General features: G+C 56.2%; 14 protein-coding genes and 4 pseudogenes. 9 read left to right on the top strand and 9 right to left on the bottom strand.

Annotated elements, in window-relative coordinates:
* Positions 1-197: 197 nt before the first annotated feature.
* Positions 198-542 (bottom strand): annotated as a pseudogene (locus DFR77_RS11040) (pilin); the annotation flags it as partial.
* A gap of 3 nt (positions 543-545) precedes the next feature.
* Here DFR77_RS11040 and DFR77_RS11035 point away from each other — a divergent pair.
* A pseudogene (locus DFR77_RS11035) lies at positions 546-854 on the top strand (NAD(P)-dependent oxidoreductase); the annotation flags it as partial.
* 74 nt (positions 855-928) lie between these two features.
* Here the strand turns inward: DFR77_RS11035 and metG are convergent.
* A complete protein-coding gene (gene metG, locus DFR77_RS11030; RefSeq protein ID WP_003699323.1) occupies positions 929-2,983 on the bottom strand; it encodes a methionine--tRNA ligase in 2,055 nt (684 codons plus the stop codon).
* A gap of 115 nt (positions 2,984-3,098) precedes the next feature.
* Positions 3,099-4,937 (bottom strand): glutamine--fructose-6-phosphate transaminase (isomerizing), encoded by a 1,839-nt coding sequence (glmS, locus tag DFR77_RS11025; protein WP_003694404.1) that lies wholly within the window; start codon positions 4,935-4,937, stop codon positions 3,099-3,101.
* A 270-nt stretch (positions 4,938-5,207) separates the two neighbouring features.
* On the opposite strand from glmS, the gene DFR77_RS11015 reads away from it, so the two are divergent.
* Positions 5,208-5,732, top strand: coding sequence for a hypothetical protein (locus DFR77_RS11015; protein WP_113852136.1), 525 nt, complete (start codon positions 5,208-5,210; stop codon positions 5,730-5,732).
* A gap of 282 nt (positions 5,733-6,014) precedes the next feature.
* Here DFR77_RS11015 and mltA read toward each other — a convergent pair whose 3' ends face one another.
* Complete coding sequence (gene mltA / locus DFR77_RS11010) at positions 6,015-7,340, bottom strand: murein transglycosylase A (protein WP_113852135.1); 1,326 nt, start codon at positions 7,338-7,340, stop codon at positions 6,015-6,017.
* Between the two features lie 232 nt (positions 7,341-7,572).
* Between mltA and efeU the strand changes: the two are divergent.
* The 3 genes and pseudogenes from efeU to efeB all read left to right on the top strand — a co-directional run bounded on the left by efeU (position 7,573) and on the right by efeB (position 11,120).
* Positions 7,573-8,393 (top strand): annotated as a pseudogene (efeU, locus tag DFR77_RS11000) (iron uptake transporter permease EfeU).
* A complete protein-coding gene (gene efeO, locus DFR77_RS10995; RefSeq protein WP_003691957.1) occupies positions 8,390-9,556 on the top strand; it encodes an iron uptake system protein EfeO in 1,167 nt (388 codons plus the stop codon). Before efeU ends, efeO begins: the two are co-directional and overlap by 4 nt.
* A gap of 307 nt (positions 9,557-9,863) precedes the next feature.
* The gene (efeB, locus tag DFR77_RS10990) at positions 9,864-11,120 is read left to right on the top strand and encodes an iron uptake transporter deferrochelatase/peroxidase subunit (protein ID WP_033910793.1); all 1,257 of its coding nucleotides are present in this window, start codon (positions 9,864-9,866) and stop codon (positions 11,118-11,120) included.
* 71 nt (positions 11,121-11,191) lie between these two features.
* Here efeB and DFR77_RS10985 read toward each other — a convergent pair whose 3' ends face one another.
* From DFR77_RS10985 to DFR77_RS10970, 4 genes and pseudogenes are all read right to left on the bottom strand, one after another.
* Positions 11,192-11,521, bottom strand: a complete 330-nt coding sequence (locus DFR77_RS10985) for a zinc ribbon domain-containing protein YjdM (protein ID WP_003686995.1) — start codon at positions 11,519-11,521, stop codon at positions 11,192-11,194.
* Positions 11,522-11,595: 74 nt separating this feature from the next.
* Entirely contained in the window at positions 11,596-12,966 is a 1,371-nt protein-coding gene (gene glmU / locus DFR77_RS10980) for a bifunctional UDP-N-acetylglucosamine diphosphorylase/glucosamine-1-phosphate N-acetyltransferase GlmU (RefSeq protein WP_003699327.1), read from the bottom strand.
* A gap of 54 nt (positions 12,967-13,020) precedes the next feature.
* Positions 13,021-13,295 (bottom strand): annotated as a pseudogene (locus DFR77_RS10975) (spore cortex protein).
* Entirely contained in the window at positions 13,288-14,001 is a 714-nt protein-coding gene (locus DFR77_RS10970; RefSeq protein WP_003694399.1) for a pyrimidine 5'-nucleotidase, read from the bottom strand. The pseudogene DFR77_RS10975 and the gene DFR77_RS10970 overlap by 8 nt, the downstream one beginning before the upstream one ends.
* Positions 14,002-14,059: 58 nt before the next feature.
* Between DFR77_RS10970 and DFR77_RS10965 the strand changes: the two genes are divergently transcribed.
* The 3 genes from DFR77_RS10965 to DFR77_RS10955 all read left to right on the top strand — a co-directional run bounded on the left by DFR77_RS10965 (position 14,060) and on the right by DFR77_RS10955 (position 16,511).
* Positions 14,060-15,061, top strand: coding sequence for a thiamine ABC transporter substrate-binding protein (locus DFR77_RS10965; protein WP_003686999.1), 1,002 nt, complete (start codon positions 14,060-14,062; stop codon positions 15,059-15,061).
* Positions 15,062-15,154: 93 nt separating this feature from the next.
* Complete coding sequence (locus DFR77_RS10960; RefSeq protein ID WP_033910263.1) at positions 15,155-16,003, top strand: mechanosensitive ion channel family protein; 849 nt, start codon at positions 15,155-15,157, stop codon at positions 16,001-16,003.
* Positions 16,004-16,028: 25 nt separating this feature from the next.
* Complete coding sequence (locus DFR77_RS10955) at positions 16,029-16,511, top strand: CinA family protein (RefSeq protein WP_003694396.1); 483 nt, start codon at positions 16,029-16,031, stop codon at positions 16,509-16,511.
* An 83-nt stretch (positions 16,512-16,594) separates the two neighbouring features.
* On the opposite strand, the gene msrAB is transcribed toward DFR77_RS10955, so the two are convergent.
* On the bottom strand, positions 16,595-18,163 hold the full coding sequence (gene msrAB, locus DFR77_RS10950) for a bifunctional peptide-methionine (S)-S-oxide reductase MsrA/peptide-methionine (R)-S-oxide reductase MsrB (RefSeq protein WP_003694393.1): 1,569 nt from the start codon (positions 18,161-18,163) through the stop codon (positions 16,595-16,597).
* 145 nt (positions 18,164-18,308) lie between these two features.
* On the opposite strand from msrAB, the gene ftsY reads away from it, so the two are divergent.
* Positions 18,309-19,529: a signal recognition particle-docking protein FtsY gene (gene ftsY, locus DFR77_RS10940; RefSeq protein WP_113852134.1), complete on the top strand. Its 1,221-nt coding sequence runs from the start codon at positions 18,309-18,311 to the stop codon at positions 19,527-19,529.
* Positions 19,530-19,650: the final 121 nt, after the last annotated feature.

The raw sequence follows: 19,650 nt of genomic DNA, 5'->3' as shown, positions 1-19,650 counted from the left end.
GAGTTTTAGGAATTTATCGGGAGCAACAGAAACCGCTCCGCCGTCATTCCCGCGCAGGCGGGAATCCCGACCGATCGGCGCAGAAACTTATCGGGTAAAACGGTTTCTTTAGATTTTGCGTTCCGGATTCCCACTTTTGTGGGAATGACGGTTTGGGTATTTTTATAGAAAGCCGTAGGTGGTGTTTCTATGCAAACGGCAGATGAAGCGTCGCGGCAGGTTGACGGCAGGTGCTTGGTTTCGATTTTGTTGGTGTCTTTGGCGGCGTTGACGTCGTCTTTGGCGGCGTCGGTAACGTTGCCGTTGTCGGCGCGCGTAACCGGCTGTCCGCAGAACCATTTTACCGAACCGTCTTGACGCTTGGCCCACAGGGAGAGTCTTTTGTCTTTGATTTCTTTGTTTACGTTGCTTGAAGCCATTGTGGCGGTAACGACGCCGTTGTTGACTTCAACTTTCTGAACATATTTGCCTATGATTTTTGAAGCGGATGCCACGCCGGCATCGCCGTTGTTTGCGGGCCATTCGCCGTGATTCAGGTAATACCCGGCGAAAACGAGTTGCGGCAGATGAAGCCGGGTGCGGTTTTGATCAATTGCGGGCGCGGCGGGCCGGTGGATGAAAACGCGCTGCTTGCCGCACTCAAATACGGGCAGATCGGCGGGGCGGGTGTCGATGTTTTGACGGAGGAACCGCCGAGGGGCGGCAATCCCTTGCTGAATGCACGATTACCCAATCTGATTGTTACGCCGCATACCGCGTGGGCGAGCCGCGAGGCTTTGGATCGGTTGTTTGAAATATTGTTGGCGAACATTCACGCCTTTGTGAAAGGCGAGGCGCAAAACCGCGTGGTTTGAACCTGTCGGGATTGCGGAAAAAAACGCCGTCTGAACGCCCAAGGGGTTCAGACGGCGTTTTTTGAGATTTCTGCCTAACCGACTTTGTCGCCCGGCTGAGCGCCCGCATCCACGTCAAGCAGCTTCAGTTTGCCGTCTGCCGTGGCGGCGGAGAGGATCATACCTTCGGATACGCCGAATTTTGCCATTTTGCGTGGGGCGAAGTTGGCGACTGCGATGACCATGCGACCGTTCAATTCGGCAGGATTTGGGTAAGACGCGGCGATGCCGGAGAAGATGATGCGTTTTTCAAAACCGAAATCGAGGTCGAATTTCAAAAGTTTGGTGCTGCCTTCGACGGCTTCGCAGTTCAATACTTTGGCGACGCGCATATCGATTTTCATAAAGTCGTCGAAGCTTGCCTGTTCGGCGACTTTTTCGTATTTACCCTCTTCAACGGGCGCGGATGCCGTCTGAATGCTTTGTTTGTTGGCTTCGATCAAATCGTCCACTTGTTTTTGCTCCACTCGTTGCATTAAATGTTCGTATTTGTTGATGGCGTGTTCGCCTAGGGTTTCGCGCGTGTTCTTCCAGGTAATCGCGTCCAGATTGAGGAAACGCGCGGCGTTGGCGGCGGTTTGCGGCAACACGGGGGCGAGGTAGGCGGTCAGCATGGTGAAGGCGTTGATGAGTTCGCTGCATACTTCGTGCAGGCGTTCGTCTTGACCTTCTTGTTTGGCGAGCTCCCACGGTTTGTTGGCATCGACGTATTCGTTGACAATGTCTGCCAATGCCATGATGTCGCGCAGGGCGCGGGCGTATTCGCGGTTTTCGTATTGCTCGGCGATGGTGTCGCTTTCGGCGGCGAGTTTTGCCAGCAATGCGCTGCCTGAAACGTCTTTCGGACGACCTTCAAAGCGTTTGGCGATGAAACCTGAAGCGCGGGCGGCGATGTTGACGTATTTGCCGACAAGGTCGCTGTTGACGCGGGAAATAAAGTCTTGCAGGTTCAAATCGGTGTCTTCGATTTTGCCGTTGAGCTTGGCGGCGATGTAGTAGCGCATCCACTCGGGGTTCAGGCCTTGTTCCAGATAGGATTTGGCGGTGATGAAGGTGCCGCGCGATTTGGACATTTTTTGTCCGTCCACGGTCAAAAAGCCGTGTGCGTACACGCCGGTCGGGGCGCGGTGGCCGGAGAAATGCAGCATGGCCGGCCAGAACAGGGCGTGGAAATAGAGGATGTCTTTGCCGATGAAGTGGTACATCTCGGTTTGGCTGTCGGCTTTGAAGTATTCGTCGAAATCGATGCCGATGCGGTCGCACAGGTTTTTAAACGACGCCATATAGCCGACGGGCGCGTCCAGCCAAACGTAGAAGTATTTGCCCGGCGCGTCGGGGATTTCAAAACCGAAATACGGCGCGTCGCGGGAAATGTCCCAGTCGGACAGGGTGGTTTCTTCGCCTTCGCCCAGCCATTCCTTCATTTTGTTGAGGGCTTCGGGTTGCAGATGGGGCTTGCCGTCGTGCGGGTTGTTGCCGGAAGTCCATGCTTTGAGGAAGTCGGCGCATTCGCCCAGTTTGAAGAAGAAGTGTTCGGATTCGCGCAATTCGGGTTTCGCGCCGGAAACGGCGGAATACGGGTTGATCAGTTCGGTCGGGGAATAGGTCGTGCCGCAGACTTCGCAGTTGTCGCCGTATTGGTCTTGGGCGTGGCATTTCGGGCATTCGCCTTTGACGAAGCGGTCGGGCAGGAACATTTGTTTTTCAGGGTCGAAAAGCTGCTCGATGACGCGGCTTTCGATTTTGCCGTTGGCTTTCAGCGCGCGGTAAATGTCTTGGGAAAACTGTTTGTTTTCAGTGGAATGGGTGCTGTAATAATTGTCGTAGCCGATGAAAAAGCCGGTAAAGTCGGCAAGGTGCTCTTTGCGCACTTTGGCAATCATGTCTTCGGGCGCGATGCCTTGTTTTTGCGCGGCAAGCATAACGGGCGTGCCGTGGGTGTCGTCGGCGCAGCAGTAGTAGCATTCGTGGCCGCGCAGTTTTTGAAAGCGCACCCAAACGTCGGTTTGGATGTGTTCGACCATGTGGCCGAGGTGGATGCTGCCGTTGGCATAGGGCAGGGCGGAGGTAACTAAGATTTTGCGTGTCATATTGTGCTTTGCAAACAATGGGTAAAGGCGGATTATACCGCAAATCAAACGGGGAAATGCCGTCTGAAGCCTGAAAAATCGGGCTTCAGACGGCATTTTTGCCAACCGGCGGGATTTATTCGACGGTTACGGATTTCGCCAGGTTGCGCGGCTTGTCCACATCCGTGCCGCGCGCGAGGGCGGTGTGGTAGGCGAGGAGCTGCACGGGGACGGTATGCACGACGGGGGACAGTTCGCCGACGTGGCGAGGTGCGCGGATAACGTGCACGCCTTCGGTGGCATTAAAATTGCTGTCGAGGTCGGCAAAGACGAAAAGTTCGCCGCCGCGCGCGCCGACTTCCTGCATATTGGCTTTGACTTTGTCCAACAGGCTGTCGTTGGGCGCGATGACGACGACGGGCATGTTTTCGTCCACCAAGGCAAGCGGCCCGTGTTTCAGTTCGCCGGCAGGATAGGCTTCGGCGTGGATGTAGGTGATTTCCTTTAGCTTCAACGCACCTTCAAGGGCAATCGGGTAATGGATGCCGCGCCCCAAAAACAGCGCGCTGGTTTTCTTGGCAAACTGTTGCGCCCAAGCGGCAATTTGCGGTTCGAGGTTCAAAGCGTGCTGCACGCTGCCGGGAAGCTGGCGGAGTTCTTCGGTGTAACGTGCTTCATCTTCGCCGGATACCACGCCGCGCACTTTCGCCAGCGTTACCGCCAAACCGAACAGCACGACCAGTTGCGTGGTAAATGCTTTAGTCGAGGCGACGCCGATTTCCGCACCGGCACGGGTATAAAGCACAAGGCTGCTTTCGCGCGGCAGGGCGGATTCCATCACGTTGCAGACGGAGAGGCTGTGGCGGTGTCCCAAAGATTTGGCGTATTTCAAAGCCTCCATCGTGTCCAGCGTTTCGCCGGATTGGGAAATGGTAATGACCAGTTGGTCGGGGTCGGCAATCACGCTGCGGTACCGGTATTCGCTTGCGATTTCGACGTCGGCCGGGATTTTGGCGATGGATTCCAACCAATATTTGGCGGTCAGCGCGGCGTAATAGGACGTGCCGCAGGCAAGGATTTTGACGCTGCGGATGCTTTCAAACACGCTTTTGGCGTTTTTGCCGAAGTTTTCGGGGATGAATCCGCCGTCGAGGAAAACTTCCGCCGTGTCCGCAATCGCGCGCGGCTGCTCGTGGATTTCTTTTTGCATAAAGTGGCTGTGCGGACCCGGTTCCAAAGAGGCGGGCGAGAGTTCGGATACCTTGACTTTGCGTTCGGCAGGCAGGCCGTTTTTATCGGTCAGCCGTTTGATGCCGTCTGAAGCCAGCAGCGCGATGTCGCCGTCTTCGAGGTACGCCACGCGGCGCGTAAAGGCGATGACGGCGGATACGTCCGAAGCGATAAAGGTTTCATCGTCGCCCAAAGCGACCAAAAGCGGGCAGCCCATACGCGCCACAACTAATTCATCAGGCTTGTCTTGGGCAATAACCGCGATGGCGTATGCGCCGTGGAAACGTTTGACCGCTTCCTGCACGGCTTCAAACAGCCTGCCGCCGTTTTGCGCGTATTCGTGGTTGATGCTGTGTGCGATGACTTCGGTATCCGTTTGCGATTCAAACCGGTATCCCAAACCTTCCAAGCGTTTGCGTTCGCTTTCAAAGTTTTCGATGATGCCGTTGTGGACGACGGCAATCATACCGCCGCTGATGTGCGGGTGGGCGTTCGGCTCGGTAACGCCGCCGTGTGTCGCCCAGCGCGTATGCCCGATGCCGATGCCGCCGCTGATGCCTTTTTCGCGTGCCGCGTCCTCCATAAGCTGCACGCGTCCGACGCGGCGCACGCGTTTGATTTTGCCGTCGGTGTTGACGGCAATGCCTGATGAGTCATAACCCCGGTATTCGAGGCGTTTGAGACCGTCGGTCAGAAAATCGACGACGTTGTGATGGGCGCGGATGGCGCCGACGATACCGCACATAACTGTTCCTTAGTATCCGGTTGAAAAAAAAGATGCGGACGGCTTCCGTACCGCACCTTCCGTTTCGGATTATAAACCGCCTCCCGCGCCGGAAAACAGCAAAATGCCGTCTGAAGGCTTGGGCTTGCTCAAAAAAGGGAGGGATTTCCCCGCCTGACCGGGATGGGCGTTCAGACGGCATTGCCTGCCGCCGGTTTATAGTTTTTGCAAATCAATATTAACAAGCTGAAAAAAAACAATATGCTCGCCCGGTCTTAATGTTAACGGAGTATGGAAATGAAACAAATGCTTTTGGCCGTCGGCGTGGCGGCGGTGTTGGCGGGCTGCGGCAAGGATGCCGGCGGTTACGAGGGTTATTGGCGCGAAAAGTCGGACAAAAAAGAGGGCGTGATTGCGGTCAAAAAAAAAGTCAATTACTTCCTTAATAAAATCAACGTGTTTACAGGCAAGGAGGAGTCTTTGCTTTTGTCTGAAAAAGACGGCGCGCTTTCGATAAACACGGGGATAGGGGAAATCCCGATCAAACTTTCCGACGACGGGAAAGAGCTGTATGTCGAACGCAGGCGGTATGTGAAAACCGATGCGGCGATGAAGGACAAAATCATCGCCCACCAGAAAAAGTGCGGACAAACGGCACAGGCATACCTCGACGCGCGAAATGCGTTGCCGTCAAACCAAACGTATCAGCAGCGTCAGGCGGCGATCGAGCAATTGAAACGGCGGTTTGAAGCCGAGTTTGACGAATTGGAAAAAGAAATCAAATGCAACGGCAGAACCCCGGCATTGTTGTTTTAGCGTAGGACAACCGGGAGGATGCCGCCGTCCGAATCGGACGCGTGGTTTCCATACCGGTACGGGCGGGCGGGAATGTCCGCCTTTTTTTGTTCGGATGCGTTTGAATACCCGTCCGATTCTGTCCGTTTGCAAGGGGGATTTCCGTTCGGGCGGAAATCCATTCCGTCAAATAAGAAAGGCGTTTTGTCCGACCGGCCGGCTTGTGCCTGCGGTATCGCAAAACTTCGCCTTAATGCGCCCGATTGGCTAGGGACGGGCTTCGGACGGCATTGTTTTGCCGGTTCACGGGCGGTATTCGGGCTTCATGCCGTTGGGCAGGAGCTGCCAGACGTATCCCGTGGTTTTCTGTTTGCCGGCAAGTTCGCCGGCTTCGTCGCCGTAACCCCAAAAATAATCCACGCGCACCGCGCCTTTGATCGCGCTGCCTGTATCCTGCGCCATAATCAGGCGGTTGAGGGCTTTGCGGGTAACCGGATGGGCGGTGGCGACAAATAAGGGCGCGCCCAAGGTAATGTAGTGCCGGTCGATTGCGCCGGCGTATTCCCCCATCAGCGGCGTGCCCAGTGCGCCGACGGGGCCCTCATTGCCGCTTCCGGCAAGCTCGCGGAAAAAGATATAGCTGGGGTTTTGCCCCAAAACTTCGGCGAGGCGTTGCGGGTTTTGCCGCATATATGACTTAATGCCCTGCATGGAGGTTTGCCCGAGCTTGAGGTAGCCTTTGTCCGCCATATAGCGTCCGATGGAAACATACGGATGCTCGTTTTTGTCGGCATAGCCGATGCGGATGTATTTGCCGGACGGGGTTTTCAGACGGCCCGAGCCTTGTATGTGCATGAAAAAAAGTTCGACGGGGTCTTCGGCGTAACCGAGTATCGGGGCTTTGCCGTCAAGCGCGCCGCCGTTGATTTGGTTTCGCGTGTGGTAGGGGAGGAAGCGGCTTCCTTCAAACCTGCCCTTGATTGCCGTTGTGCGCGCGGTAATGGGGAATCGGGAAAGGTCGGCGGTATGCGTGCCGCCGGCATTGTCGATTGTGCCGCTGTTTTTTCCCGTCTGCCTGATGCGGACAAGGGCTTTCCCGCCCCGCAAACCGGCAGGCAGGGGGACGGAGATAAAATCGTCGGGAATGCCGTAAATCGGGAAGCGGGCCTGTTCCGTCCGCCTGTCGTCGCCCTTCAGCACCGGCTCGTAATAGCCGGTAACCGTACCTGCAAGGCTTCCGTTGCCTGCAACCTGCCACGGCGTGAAATAGCGTTCAAAAAACCGCTTTGCCTGAAAGGAATGCACGGGGGTTTGAAAGGCTTGGGCGCACACATCCTGCCAGCCTTGGCGGTTTTTCAAATTGGCGCAGCCGAGGCGGAAGGATTGCAGGCTTTTGGCAAAATCCTGCGCCGCCCAGTGGGGCATGGACAGGTGCGGCACAACGGTATAGACGGCCCCGCCGCCGGCAACCGTCGTTCCGGCGGGGTCGGGGATGCCGGCCGGCCGGTCCGGGCCGTTGATGACGGATGTGTCGGGTTGCGGAAAGGTTTGGATGCTCCTGCTTTGGCAGGCGGCGAGGATGGCGGCGGCGATGCCGTACAGGGCGGAGCGGAGCAGGTGTTTTTTCATAATGGACAATGTTGTCGTCAGTAATAAAAAAAGATGGTTTCGGGCGGCGTTGCGGTAGCCGGGGAGAGGGGATTTTAACACAGGGCGCAGCCGCAGCCTGCGGAACTTTCCGCCACGCGGCAATGCAGATAAAAATAACTTGCATTTGTATTTGCAAGTAATGAAAATATTCCGATAATATATTATTAATCATCCTTGTTCATTCGCGTTTACGCTGGTCGCTTTTTTAATTATGTTGCGCGAGGGTATCGAAGCCGCGCTCATCGTCGGCATCGTTGCCGGTTTTTTGAAACAGTCCGGACATTCAAAAACTGATGCCTAAGGTCTGGTTCGGGGTCGTCCTTGCTTCTTTGATGTGTTTGGGCATCGGATACGGCATCCATTCGGCAACGGGCGAGATTCCCCGGAAGCAGCAGGAGTTCGTCGTCGGCATTATCGGTTTGGTTGCCGTCGCGATGCTGACTTGTGTGGTTTTATGGATGAAAAAGGCGGCGCGTTCGATGAAGCGGCAGCTTCGGGATTCTGTACAGGCGGCTTTGAACCGTGGCAGCGGTCAAGGATGGGCCTTGGTCGGTATGGCGTTTCTTGCCGTGGCGCGCGAAGGTTTGGAGAGCGTTTTTTTTCCTGCTTGCCGTATTCAAACAGAGCCCGACGTGGCAGATGCCGGCCGGCGCGGTAGCGGGGGTTTTGGCTGCCGCCGTGATTGGCGCGTTGATTTATCAGGGCGGGATGCGCCTGAATCTGGCGAAGTTTTTCCGTTGGACGGGGGCGTTTCTGATTATCGTTGCCGCCGGTCTGCTTGCCGGCTCGCTGCGTGCGCTGCATGAGGCAGGCATTTGGAACGCGCTTCAGGACATTGTGTTGGACCCATCAAAATATTTGCACGAAGACAGTCCGTTGGGTGTGCTGCTCGGCGGATTTTTCGGCTATACCGACCATCCGGCGCAGGGCGGGGCCTTGGTTTGGCTGCTGTACCTTATTCCCGTCATGATTTGGTTTTTGCGCGGCAGCAGGCCGTCTGAAACTTTAACCCGTAAAGAGGAATTGAAATGAGAAAATTCAATTTGACTGCATTGTCCGTGATGCTTGCCTTGGGTTTGACCGCGTGCCAGCCGCCGGAGGCGGAGAAAGCCGCGCCGGCCGCGTCCGGTGAGACCCAATCCGCCAACGAAGGCGGTTCGGTCGGTATCGCCGTCAACGACAATGCCTGCGAACCGATGAATCTGACCGTGCCGAGCGGACAGGTTGTGTTCAATATTAAAAACAACAGCGGCCGCAAGCTCGAATGGGAAATCCTGAAGGGCGTGATGGTGGTGGACGAACGCGAAAATATCGCCCCGGGGCTTTCCGACAAAATGACCGTAACCCTGCTGCCGGGCGAATACGAAATGACCTGCGGCCTTTTGACCAATCCGCGCGGCAAGCTGGTGGTAGCCGACAGCGGCTTTAAAGACACCGCCAACGAAGCGGATTTGGAAAAACTGCCCCAACCGCTCGCCGACTATAAAGCCTACGTTCAAGGCGAGGTTAAAGAGCTGGCGGCGAAAACCAAAACCTTTACCGAAGCCGTCAAAGCAGGCGACATTGAAAAGGCGAAATCCCTGTTTGCCGCCACCCGCGTCCATTACGAACGCATCGAACCGATTGCCGAGCTTTTCAGCGAACTCGACCCCGTCATCGATGCGCGTGAAGACGACTTCAAAGACGGCGCGAAAGATGCCGGATTTACCGGCTTCCACCGTATCGAACACGCCCTTTGGGTGGAAAAAGACGTATCCGGCGTGAAGGAAACCGCGGCCAAACTGATGACCGATGTCGAAGCCCTGCAAAAAGAAATCGACGCATTGGCGTTCCCTCCGGGCAAAGTGGTCGGCGGCGCGTCCGAACTGATTGAAGAAGCGGCGGGCAGTAAAATCAGCGGCGAAGAAGACCGTTACAGCCACACCGATTTGAGCGACTTCCAAGCTAATGCGGACGGATCTAAAAAAATCGTCGATTTGTTCCGTCCGTTGATTGAGGCCAAAAACAAAGCCTTGTTGGAAAAAACCGATACCAACTTCAAACAGGTCAACGAAATTCTGGCGAAATACCGCACCAAAGACGGTTTTGAAACCTACGACAAGCTGAGCGAAGCCGACCGCAAAGCATTACAGGCTCCTATTAACGCGCTTGCCGAAGACCTTGCCCAACTTCGCGGCATACTCGGCTTGAAATAAGCCGCAAGCGTTCAGACGGCATTTGGCGGCAGATACCGTCTGAAGTTTTATAGCGGATTAACAAAAACCGGTACGGCGTTGCCCCGCCCCGGCTCAAAGGGAACGGTTCCCTAAGGCGCCCAAGCACCGGGCGAACCGGTTCCGTACCATTTGTACTGCCTGCGGCCCGCCGCCTTGTCCTGATTTTTGTTAATCCGCTATATCCGCCATATGTTGCAGGGCGGGCTTTCAGACCGCCGCTATCGGTTAATGGAAAAACGGCATGCAGGGATGCCCACCCTGCTGCACGGATATTGAAGGAAACGCCATGAGTCAAAACCAACCCGCACAACCGACCAAACGCAATCTGTTCAAAACCGCCCTTGCCGTCGGCGCAATCGGAGGTTATTTCGGCGGCAAAAAACAGGGCGAAACCGCCGAACGCACCGCCGAAAGCCAACACTCGCCCCAAGCCTATCCCTGCTACGGCGAACATCAGGCAGGTATCGTTACGCCGCGGCAGGCGTTTTCCATTATGTGCGCCTTCGACGTAACCGCGCAAAGTGCCAAGCAGCTGGAAAACCTGTTCCGCACACTGACCGCCCGCATCGAGTTTCTCACCCAAGGCGGAGAATACCAAGACGGCGACGACAAACTCCCGTCAGCCGGCAGCGGCATTTTGGGCAAAGCCTTCAACCCCGACGGATTGACCGTTACCGTGGGGGTGGGCAGCAGCCTGTTTGACGGCCGGTTCGGACTCAAAGACAAAAAAACGGTTCATTTGCAGGAAATGCGCGACTTCCCCAACGATAAGCTGCAAAAAAGCTGGTGCGACGGCGATTTGAGCCTGCAAATCTGCGCCTTCACCCCCGAAACCTGCCAAACCGCCCTGCGCGACATCATCAAACACACCGCCCAAACCGCCGTCATCCGCTGGAGTATCGACGGGTGGCAGCCTAAATCCGAACCCGGCGCGATGGCGGCGCGCAACCTGTTGGGCTTCCGAGACGGCACGGGCAACCCCAAGGTTTCCGATCCCAAAACCGCCGACGAGGTTTTATGGACGGGCGTGGCCGCCAACAGCCTCGACGAACCGGAGTGGGCGAAAAACGGCAGCTATCAGGCAGTCCGCCTTATCCGCCGCTTTGTCGAGTTTTGGGACAGGACGCCGCTTCAAGAGCAAACCGACATTTTCGGGCGGCGAAAATACAGCGGGGCGCCGATGGACGGCAAAAAAGAAGCCGACCAACCGGATTTCGCCAAAGACCCCGAGGGTAATACCACGCCCAAAGACAGCCATATGCGCCTGGCGAATCCGCGCGATCCCGAATTCCTCAAAAAACACTGCCTCTTCCGCCGCGCCTACAGCTATTCTCGCGGACCCGCCTCAAGCGGACAGCTTGATGTCGGGCTGGTGTTCGTCTGCTATCAGGCAAATCTTGCCGACGGTTTCATCTTCGTGCAAAACCTCCTCAACGGCGAACCGCTGGAAGAATACATCAGCCCCTTCGGCGGCGGCTATTTCTTCGTCTTGCCCGGCGTGGGAAAAGGCGGATTCTTGGGACAAGGGCTGCCGGGCGTATAAACCTGCCTGACGGACAAATGCCGTCCGAACCTTGCCAAACGGGTTCGGACGGGATTTTACTGTTTGGACGGTCAGGCTTTTTTGACGAATTCGGATTTTAAATTCATCGCGCTGCCGTCGATTTTGCAGCCGATGTTGTGATCGCCTTCCTGCAGGCGTATGCCTTTGACCTTCGTACCTTGTTTGATCGTCATCGAGCTGCCTTTTACCTTGAGGTCTTTGATGAGGATGACGGTGTCGCCGTTTTGCAGCGCCGCGCCGTTGGCATCGCGCACTTGAGCCGCAAGGTCGGCGGCGGATTCGGTTTCATTCCATTCGTGGGCGCATTCGGGGCAGATGTATTGTCCGCCGTCTTCATAGGTGTATTCGGAGGCGCATTGCGGGCAAGGGGGTAATGACATGGTTTGCCGTCCTTATCGGATGTTTGTTTTGGGATGCCGTCTGAAACCTGAAACCGGCTTCAGACGGCACGGCTTTATTGTTTGTCTTTTTCCGGCCTCATCCAGCCTTCGATGACGGTTTGGCGGGCGCGGGCGAGGGCGAGTTTGTTGTCTTCGATATTGCGGGTAATCGCGCTGCCTGCGCCTGTGGTTACTTTGTTGCCCAGTGTTACAGGGGCAACCAGTACGCAGTTCGAACCGATGCGCACTTCGTCGCCGATGACGGTTTTGTGTTTGTGCACGCCGTCGTAGTTGGCAATAATCGTGCCCGCGCCGAAGTTGGTTTTGCTGCCGACTTCGGCGTCGCCTATGTAGGTGAGGTGGTTGGCTTTGGTGCCTTTGCCGATGGCGGCGTTTTTGATTTCGACGAAGTTGCCGACGTGTACATTGTCAGCCAGTTTGGCTTGCGGACGCAGGCGGGCGTACGGGCCGATTCGGTTGTTTTCGCCGACTTCGCAGCCTTCGAGGTGGGAGAAGGGGGCGATTTTGCTGTTTGCGCCGATTTTGGCGTTTTTGATGACGCAGTTTGCGCCGATTTCGACGTTGTCGCCGAGTTCGACTTCACCTTCGATGACGACGTTGACGTCAATCACGACATCCTGTCCGTGTTTCAGACGGCCCCGCAAATCGAAACGCGCCGGATCGCGCAGGGTCACGCCTGCTTTGAGCAATTCTTGCGCCTGTTCGGTTTGGAAGATGCGTTCGAGTTCGGCGAGCTGGCGTTTATTGTTCACGCCGGCGGCGAGGTGGGAGGCGCGCACTCGGACGGGGCGGACTTTGATGCCGTCGGCAACGGCTTTGGCGATGAGGTCGGTTAAATAATATTCGCCTTGGGCATTGTTGCTGGAAAGGCTGTTCAGCCAGTTTTCCAGTTTGGCGTTGGGCAGGACGAGGATGCCTGTGTTGATTTCGCGGATGGTTTTTTGGGTGGCACTTGCGTCTTTTTCTTCGACAATGGCGGTTACGCTGCCGCTGCCGTCGCGGATGATGCGCCCCAAGCCTGTCGGGTCGGCGGGCACGTCGGTCAACAGCCCGACTTCGTTGCCTGCGGCTTCGAGCAGGGTTTCGAGGGTTTCAACGTCAATTAAAGGAACGTCGCCGTACAACACCAGCGTGCGGCCTTCGGAGGCAAGGTGGGGCAGGGCGGTTTTGACGGCGTGGCCGGTGCCGAGTTGTTCGGTTTGTTCGACCCAGACGGCATCGCGTTTGACAGTGTCTAAAACTTGCTCTTTGCCGTGTCCGACGACGACGCAGATGTTTTGCGGATTCAGCGCGGCGGCGGTGTCGATAACGCGCTCGACCATGGGCTTGCCGCCGATGCAGTGCAGCACTTTGGGCATTTGGGAATACATGCGCGTACCTTTGCCGGCGGCGAGGATGACGGTGTTTAAAGTGTTTTGCGGCATAGCGTTTTCCTGTGCCATGCCGTCTGAAGCGGTTTCAGACGGCATAGGGTAGGTTTATCGGTTTTGAAACTTTGGTTTTTGCCAGTGTTGGCGATGCTCTTCGTCGGCGTTGTTGCCGGTTTGGTCGGGCAGCACGGCGCGGCGTTCGGGACGGTATTGGTTGTAGTTCATATTTTTCGAGTAGCTGCCGTCTTGGTAATAAACGGGCGTGCCGGCGGGATATTTTTGACGGACGGCGGTTTTGCCGTTGCCGTCTTGATAAGTTTCCCACGCGCAGCCCGACAAAAAAAGGGCGGCGGGGTCATCAGGATAAGGAAGGTTTTACGCATAACATTCTTTCGTATTTTCGGGGTTTGTGCGGGTATTGTAATGATTTTGGCGGCGTTCTGACAAAGTTTCTGCATACCGTGCCAGTTGCGCCATATCGCTTACGGAGGCATCGATAAAGGGCGGCGCGTGGGATTTTGCACCGAACCGGACGGTTTTCATGCCCAATGCTTTTGCCTGATGGAGGTTGTCCGCGCTGTCGTCCACCATAATGCAGCATTCGGGCGGTACGTCCAACAGGCGGCAGACATTGAGATACGCTTGCGGATTGGGTTTGTACAGCAGTCCGAAATCATCCGTGCCGAACAGTGCGTCGAAACAGTTTTCCAAACCGAGTGCGCCGGCAACGGCACGGACGTAAAACGACGGGCCGTTGGAAAAAACCGCCTTGCGCCCGTTCAGACGGCATAGGGTGTTTTCCGTATCCGCCATGCCGTGCAGCCTGGTCAGGATTGCATCGATCGGATGGCTTTCGCGTAAAAATTCCGCAATGTCGATTTCGGGATGGTGGATTTGCAGTCCGGCGAGCGTTGCGCCGTAACGGTGCCAATAGTCTTGACGCAGGTCGGACGCGGCGGATTCGGAGAGTTTGAGGCGGCGTGCCATATAGCGCGTCATAGCGCGGTTGATGAGGTGGAAGATGCCTGCGTCGGCATCGTGCAGCGTGTTGTCGAGGTCGAACAGCCACACAGTCGGGTTTTCTTGCATTTTGAACCGTGAAAATTTGTTAGAATGTTATTTTACAGCGAATAAAGGAAGACTCGGAATGAAACGGAAAATTTGGCTGCTGCCGCTGCTGGCGGTTTCGGCATACCTGCAGGCGCAGACGGAAGTCAGGCTGGCGGTGCATAAGTCGTTCAGCCTGCCCAAAGGGCTGATTGCGCGCTTCGAGCGGGCAAACGATGCGAAAGTGTCGATTATTCAGGCGGGCGGCGCGAACGAAATGCTCAACAAACTGATTTTGAGCCGAGCCAACCCGATTGCCGACGCGGTGTACGGTTTGGACAACGCCAATATCGGCAAGGCGCGGGAAATGGGCATTTTGGCGGCGGCGCAACCCGAATCCGCCCCCGTCGCGGTCGGGCTGCCTTCGGCTTTGGCGGTCGATTACGGCTATGTGTCCGTCAATTACGACAAAAAATGGTTTGAAGGCAAAAAGCTGCCCCTGCCGCAAACCCTGCAGGATTTGACCCGCCCCGAATATAAAAACCTATTGGTCGTGCCGTCCCCCGCCACATCTTCCCCCGGCTTGGGCTTCCTGATGGCGAACATCGGCGGTCTGGGCGAAGAAGGCGCGTTTAAATGGTGGGCACAGATGCGGCAGAACGGCGTGAAGGTCGCCAAAGGTTGGAGCGAGGCGTATTACACCGACTTTTCGCACAACGGCGGCGCGTATCCGCTGGTGGTCGGTTATGCCGCCAGCCCTGCGGCGGAAGTATATTTTTCCAAAGGCAAATACAGCGAGCCGCCGACGGGCAACCTGTTTTTAAAAGGCGGCGTATTCCGTCAGGTCGAAGGCGCGGCGGTCTTGAAGGGCGCGAAACAGCCGAAGCTGGCGGCAAAACTGGTGCAATGGCTGCAAAGTCTGGAAGTGCAGCAGGCGGTTCCGTCTGAAATGTGGGTTTACCCCGCCGTCAAAAACACGCGCCTGCCCGACGTGTTCCGCTTCGCCCAAGCCCCGGCGCACACTACCGCCCCCGCGCAGCGCGATATTGATGCGAACCAGCGCGGATGGGTTTCCCGTTGGATCAGGACGGTTTTGAAATAAAACAAACATACCGCCCCGCAGGGCTTCAGACGGCATTTTTACACCTGTGCCGATTACGCCGCACGGGGCGGATGTTCGATCGAGAGGAAAACAATGGACTTCAAACAATTTGATTTTTTACACCTGATCAGTGTTTCCGGTTGGGGGCATCTGGCTGAAAAGGCGTGGGCGTTCGGGCTGAACCTTGCCGCCGCGCTGCTTATTTTCTTGGTCGGGAAATGGGCGGCGAAACGCATTGTCGCCGTGATGAGGGCGGCGATGACGCGCGCGCAGGTCGATGCCACGCTGATTAGTTTTTTGTGTAATGTTGCCAATATCGGCTTATTGATTTTGGTGATTATTGCCGCATTGGGACGGTTGGGCGTTTCCACAACATCCGTAACCGCCTTAATCGGCGGCGCGGGTTTGGCGGTGGCGTTGTCCTTAAAAGACCAGCTGTCCAATTTTGCCGCCGGCGCGCTGATTATCCTGTTCCGCCCGTTCAAAGTCGGCGACTTTATCCGTGTCGGCGGTTTTGAAGGATATGTCCGGGAAATCAAAATAGTGCAGACTTCTTTGCGGACGACCGACAACGAAGAAGTCGTGCTGCCCAACAGCGTGGTGATGGGCAACAGCATCGTCAACCGTTCCAGCCTGCCGCTTTGCCGCGCCCAAGTGATAGTCGGCGTCGATTACAACTGCGATTTGAAAGTGGCGAAAGAGGCGGTGTTGAAAGCCGCCGCCGAACACCCCTTGAGCGTTCAAAACGAAGAGCGGCAGCCCGCCGCCTACATCACCGCCTTGGGCGACAATGCCATCGAAATCACATTATGGGCTTGGGCAAACGAAGCAGACCGCTGGACGCTGCAATGCGACTTGAACGAACAAGTGGTCGAAAACCTCCGCAAAGTCAATATCAACATCCCGTTCCCGCAACGCGACATACACATCATCAATTCTTAAACGCCGTCTGAAAGGGGGGTGGGAAATGGACGCGTTGCACACCATCGCCCGAAACCTGACGAAAAAACGTCAAACCGTAAGCTGTGCCGAATCCTGCACGGGCGGAATGCTTGCCGCCGCATTCACAAGCGTTGCAGGCAGTTCGCAATGGTTCGATCAGAGTTTTGTAACATACAGCAACAAAGCCAAAGAATACCGCTTGGGCGTGTTGCCCGAAACCCTGCTCGAACACGGCGCGGTCAGCCGCCAAACCGTCTATGAGATGGCGCGCGGCGCGAAAGCCGTGGCTCAGGCGGATTACGCCGTCGGTATTTCCGGCATCGCCGGCCCGGGCGGCGGCGAAAGCAAACCCGTCGGCACGGTTTGGTTCGGGTTTGCCTTTCCGGGCGGAAGTTGCGAAGCAATGCGCCGTTTTGACGGCAACCGCGAATCCGTCCGCGCGCAGGCGGTCGCCTTCGCGTTGGAACGGTTGGCCGGGCTGGTTGAAAACGGCGGCGATGCTGTCTGAACAAATCCCCGCCGGATAAAAAATGCCGTCTGAAACGTTGCAGGTTTCAGACGGCATTTTGCCGGGTTAGGCGGCGGTGCGGCTTATTTCACTTTGCCCTTCAACGCGCCGTAGCCTGCCGCGTCCATTTGTTCCAGCGGGATGAATTTCAAGCTCGCGCCGTTGATGCAGTAGCGCAGTCCGCCTTTGTCGCGGGGGCCGTCGGGGAAGACGTGTCCCAAGTGCGAATCGGCGGCGCGGCTTCTGACTTCGGTGCGGCGCATATTGAAGCTGAAATCATCGTGTTCGGTAACGGATTTTGCATCAATCGGGCGCGTGAAGCTCGGCCAGCCGCAGCCGGAATCATATTTGTCGGCGGAGCTGAACAGGGGTTCGCCGCTGACAACGTCCACATAAATGCCGGGTTTGAACAAATGGTCGTATTCGTGGCTGAAGGCGTATTCGGTCGCGCTGTTTTGGGTCACTTGGTATTGCTCTTCGGTCAGGGTGCGTTTGAGTTCGGCGTCACTCGGTTTTTTATACGTTGCCGCGTCGAAGCCTTTGCCTTGCGGTGCGGCTTTGGTTTTGCCCGGCAGCGGTTCGTCGGCTTTGCGGATGTCGATGTGGCAGTAGCCGTTGGGGTTTTTAATCAGGTAGTCCTGATGGTATTCCTCGGCGTCGTAGAAGTTTTTCAGCGGCTCGTTTTCAACAACGAGGGGCAGTTGGTATTTTTGCTGCTCGCGTTTGAGGGCGGCGGCGATGACGGCTTTTTCGGCGGGGTCGGTGTAGTACACGCCGCTGCGGTATTGCGTGCCGGTGTCGTTGCCCTGTTTGTTGAGGCTGGTCGGATCAACGACGCGGAAATAATATTGCAGGATGTCGTCCAGGCTGAGTTTGTCGGCATCGTAGGTCACTTTGACGGTCTCGGCATGGCCCGTATGGCGGTAGGACACGTCTTCGTAGCTCGGGTTTTCCGTGTTGCCGTTGGCGTAGCCGGATACCGCGTCAACCACGCCGTCGATGCGTTGGAAATAGGCTTCCAAGCCCCAGAAGCAGCCGCCGGCGAGGTAGATGGTGCGCGTGTTCATGATTGCTGAATCCTTTTTCTGAGTGTCGGGTTTGTAGAACGAATGTTTCAAACTGCCCAAATCGGCATTCGGGTTGCGGATTAACGCCAATGCCTGCGCTTCGTTGATGCTGCCTTTGACGATGCGCTGCACGTCGCCGTCTTTACCGATTAACGCCCAAGAAGGATAAACGCTGATATTCAGGTTTTGGGCGATCGTGCCGCCGTTGTCGGTAACGACGGGCAGCTTGGGGTAGTTCAAACCGGCATACCATTTTTGAAACTCGCCGTCTTTTTTCTCGTGCAAAAAGCCGGGGGAGGCGACGGTAATCAGGTTGGCGGAGCTGAATTTTGCATCTTGCGCCCATTTCTCGGCCTGTCCCAATTCGGACAAACATAAAGGACACCAGCTCGCCCAAAATTTAATCAGCGTCGGTTTGTCTTTTTTCAAATAAACACTGGCGGGGCGGTTGTCCGCGGTTTTTAACGTGGATAAAGTGTGCGGCACGGTCGCGGCCCCGGCATCGACGATTTTGGGCGAACAAGCGCCCAGCGCAAGCAGGCAGCCGAACTTGGCGCAAAGGGAAAAGAAAGTACGGTGTTTCATTTTGATGTTTCCTGTGTGGACGGTTTGCATGATTAGACGTTTGAGATGCCGAAACCTTACGGCCCGGATTTTCAGACAACCTTGCCGCGCAAAATACGCTACAATACGCCCTATTTCAAGTTTCTAAAATTAAAAGGAAAATTCAATGTTCAGCTTCTTCCGTCGCAAGAAAAAACAGGAAACGCCGGCTCTCGAGGAGGCCCAAGTTCAGGAAACCGCAGCAAAAGTAGAATCTGAAGTTGCTCAAATAGTTGGAAATATTAAAGAAGATGTCGAATCTTTAGCAGAAACCGTCAGCGGTGCGGTTGAACAGGTAAAGGAAACCGTTGCCGAGATGCCGTCTGAAGCAGGGGAAGCGGCGGAACGCGTTGAATCCGCAAAAGAAGCTGTTGCCGAAACCGTCGGCGAGGCTGTCGGGCAAGTTCAAGAAGCCGTTGCGACAACTGAAGAACACAAGCTCGGTTGGGCTGCGCGTTTGAAACAAGGCTTGGCCAAATCACGCGACAAAATGGCGAAATCGCTGGCCGGCGTGTTCGGCGGCGGACAAATCGGCGAGGATTTGTACGAAGAGCTGGAAACCGTGCTGATTACCGGCGATATGGGCATGGAGGCCACCGAATACCTGATGAAAGACGTGCGCGGCCGCGTCAGCCTCAAAGGGCTGAAAGACGGCAACGAATTGCGCGGCGCGTTGAAAGAAGCCTTGTACGACCTGATTAAGCCGTTGGAAAAACCGCTGGTCTTGCCCGAAACTAAAGAGCCTTTCGTGATTATGCTTGCCGGTATCAACGGCGCGGGCAAAACCACGTCTATCGGCAAACTCGCCAAATATTTCCAAGCGCAGGGCAAATCCGTATTGCTGGCGGCAGGCGATACTTTCCGCGCCGCCGCGCGCGAGCAGCTTCAGGCTTGGGGCGGGCGCAACAATGTAACCGTGATTTCACAAACCACGGGCGATTCCGCCGCCGTGTGCTTCGATGCCGTCCAAGCCGCGAAAGCGCGCGGGATCGACATCGTGCTTGCCGACACCGCCGGCCGCCTGCCCACGCAGCTTCATTTGATGGAAGAAATCAAAAAAGTGAAGCGCGTGCTGCAAAAAGCCATTCCCGGCGCGCCGCACGAAATTATCGTCGTACTCGATGCCAATATCGGGCAAAACGCCGTCAACCAAGTCAAAGCCTTTGACGACGCATTGGGGCTGACGGGGCTTATCGTTACCAAACTCGACGGCACGGCAAAAGGCGGCATCCTCGCCGCGCTTGCTTCCGACCGCCCCGTCCCCGTCCGCTACATCGGTGTGGGCGAAGGCATAGACGACCTGCGCCCGTTTGACGCGCGCGCGTTTGTGGACGCACTGCTGGATTGAGCCGAAATGCCGTCCGAAAACGGCAGACCGAACCGTCATTCCCACGGAAGTGGGAATCTAGGACGCGGGGTTTGGGCAACCGTTTTATCCGATAAGTTTCCGTGCGGACAGGTCCGGATTC

The sequence above is a fragment of the Neisseria gonorrhoeae genome (assembly GCF_003315235.1).
Classification (GTDB): Bacteria; Pseudomonadota; Gammaproteobacteria; order Burkholderiales; family Neisseriaceae; genus Neisseria; species Neisseria gonorrhoeae.
Note: the sequence above shows the minus strand (reverse complement) of the source record. Positions and strands in the feature narration are given on the sequence as shown.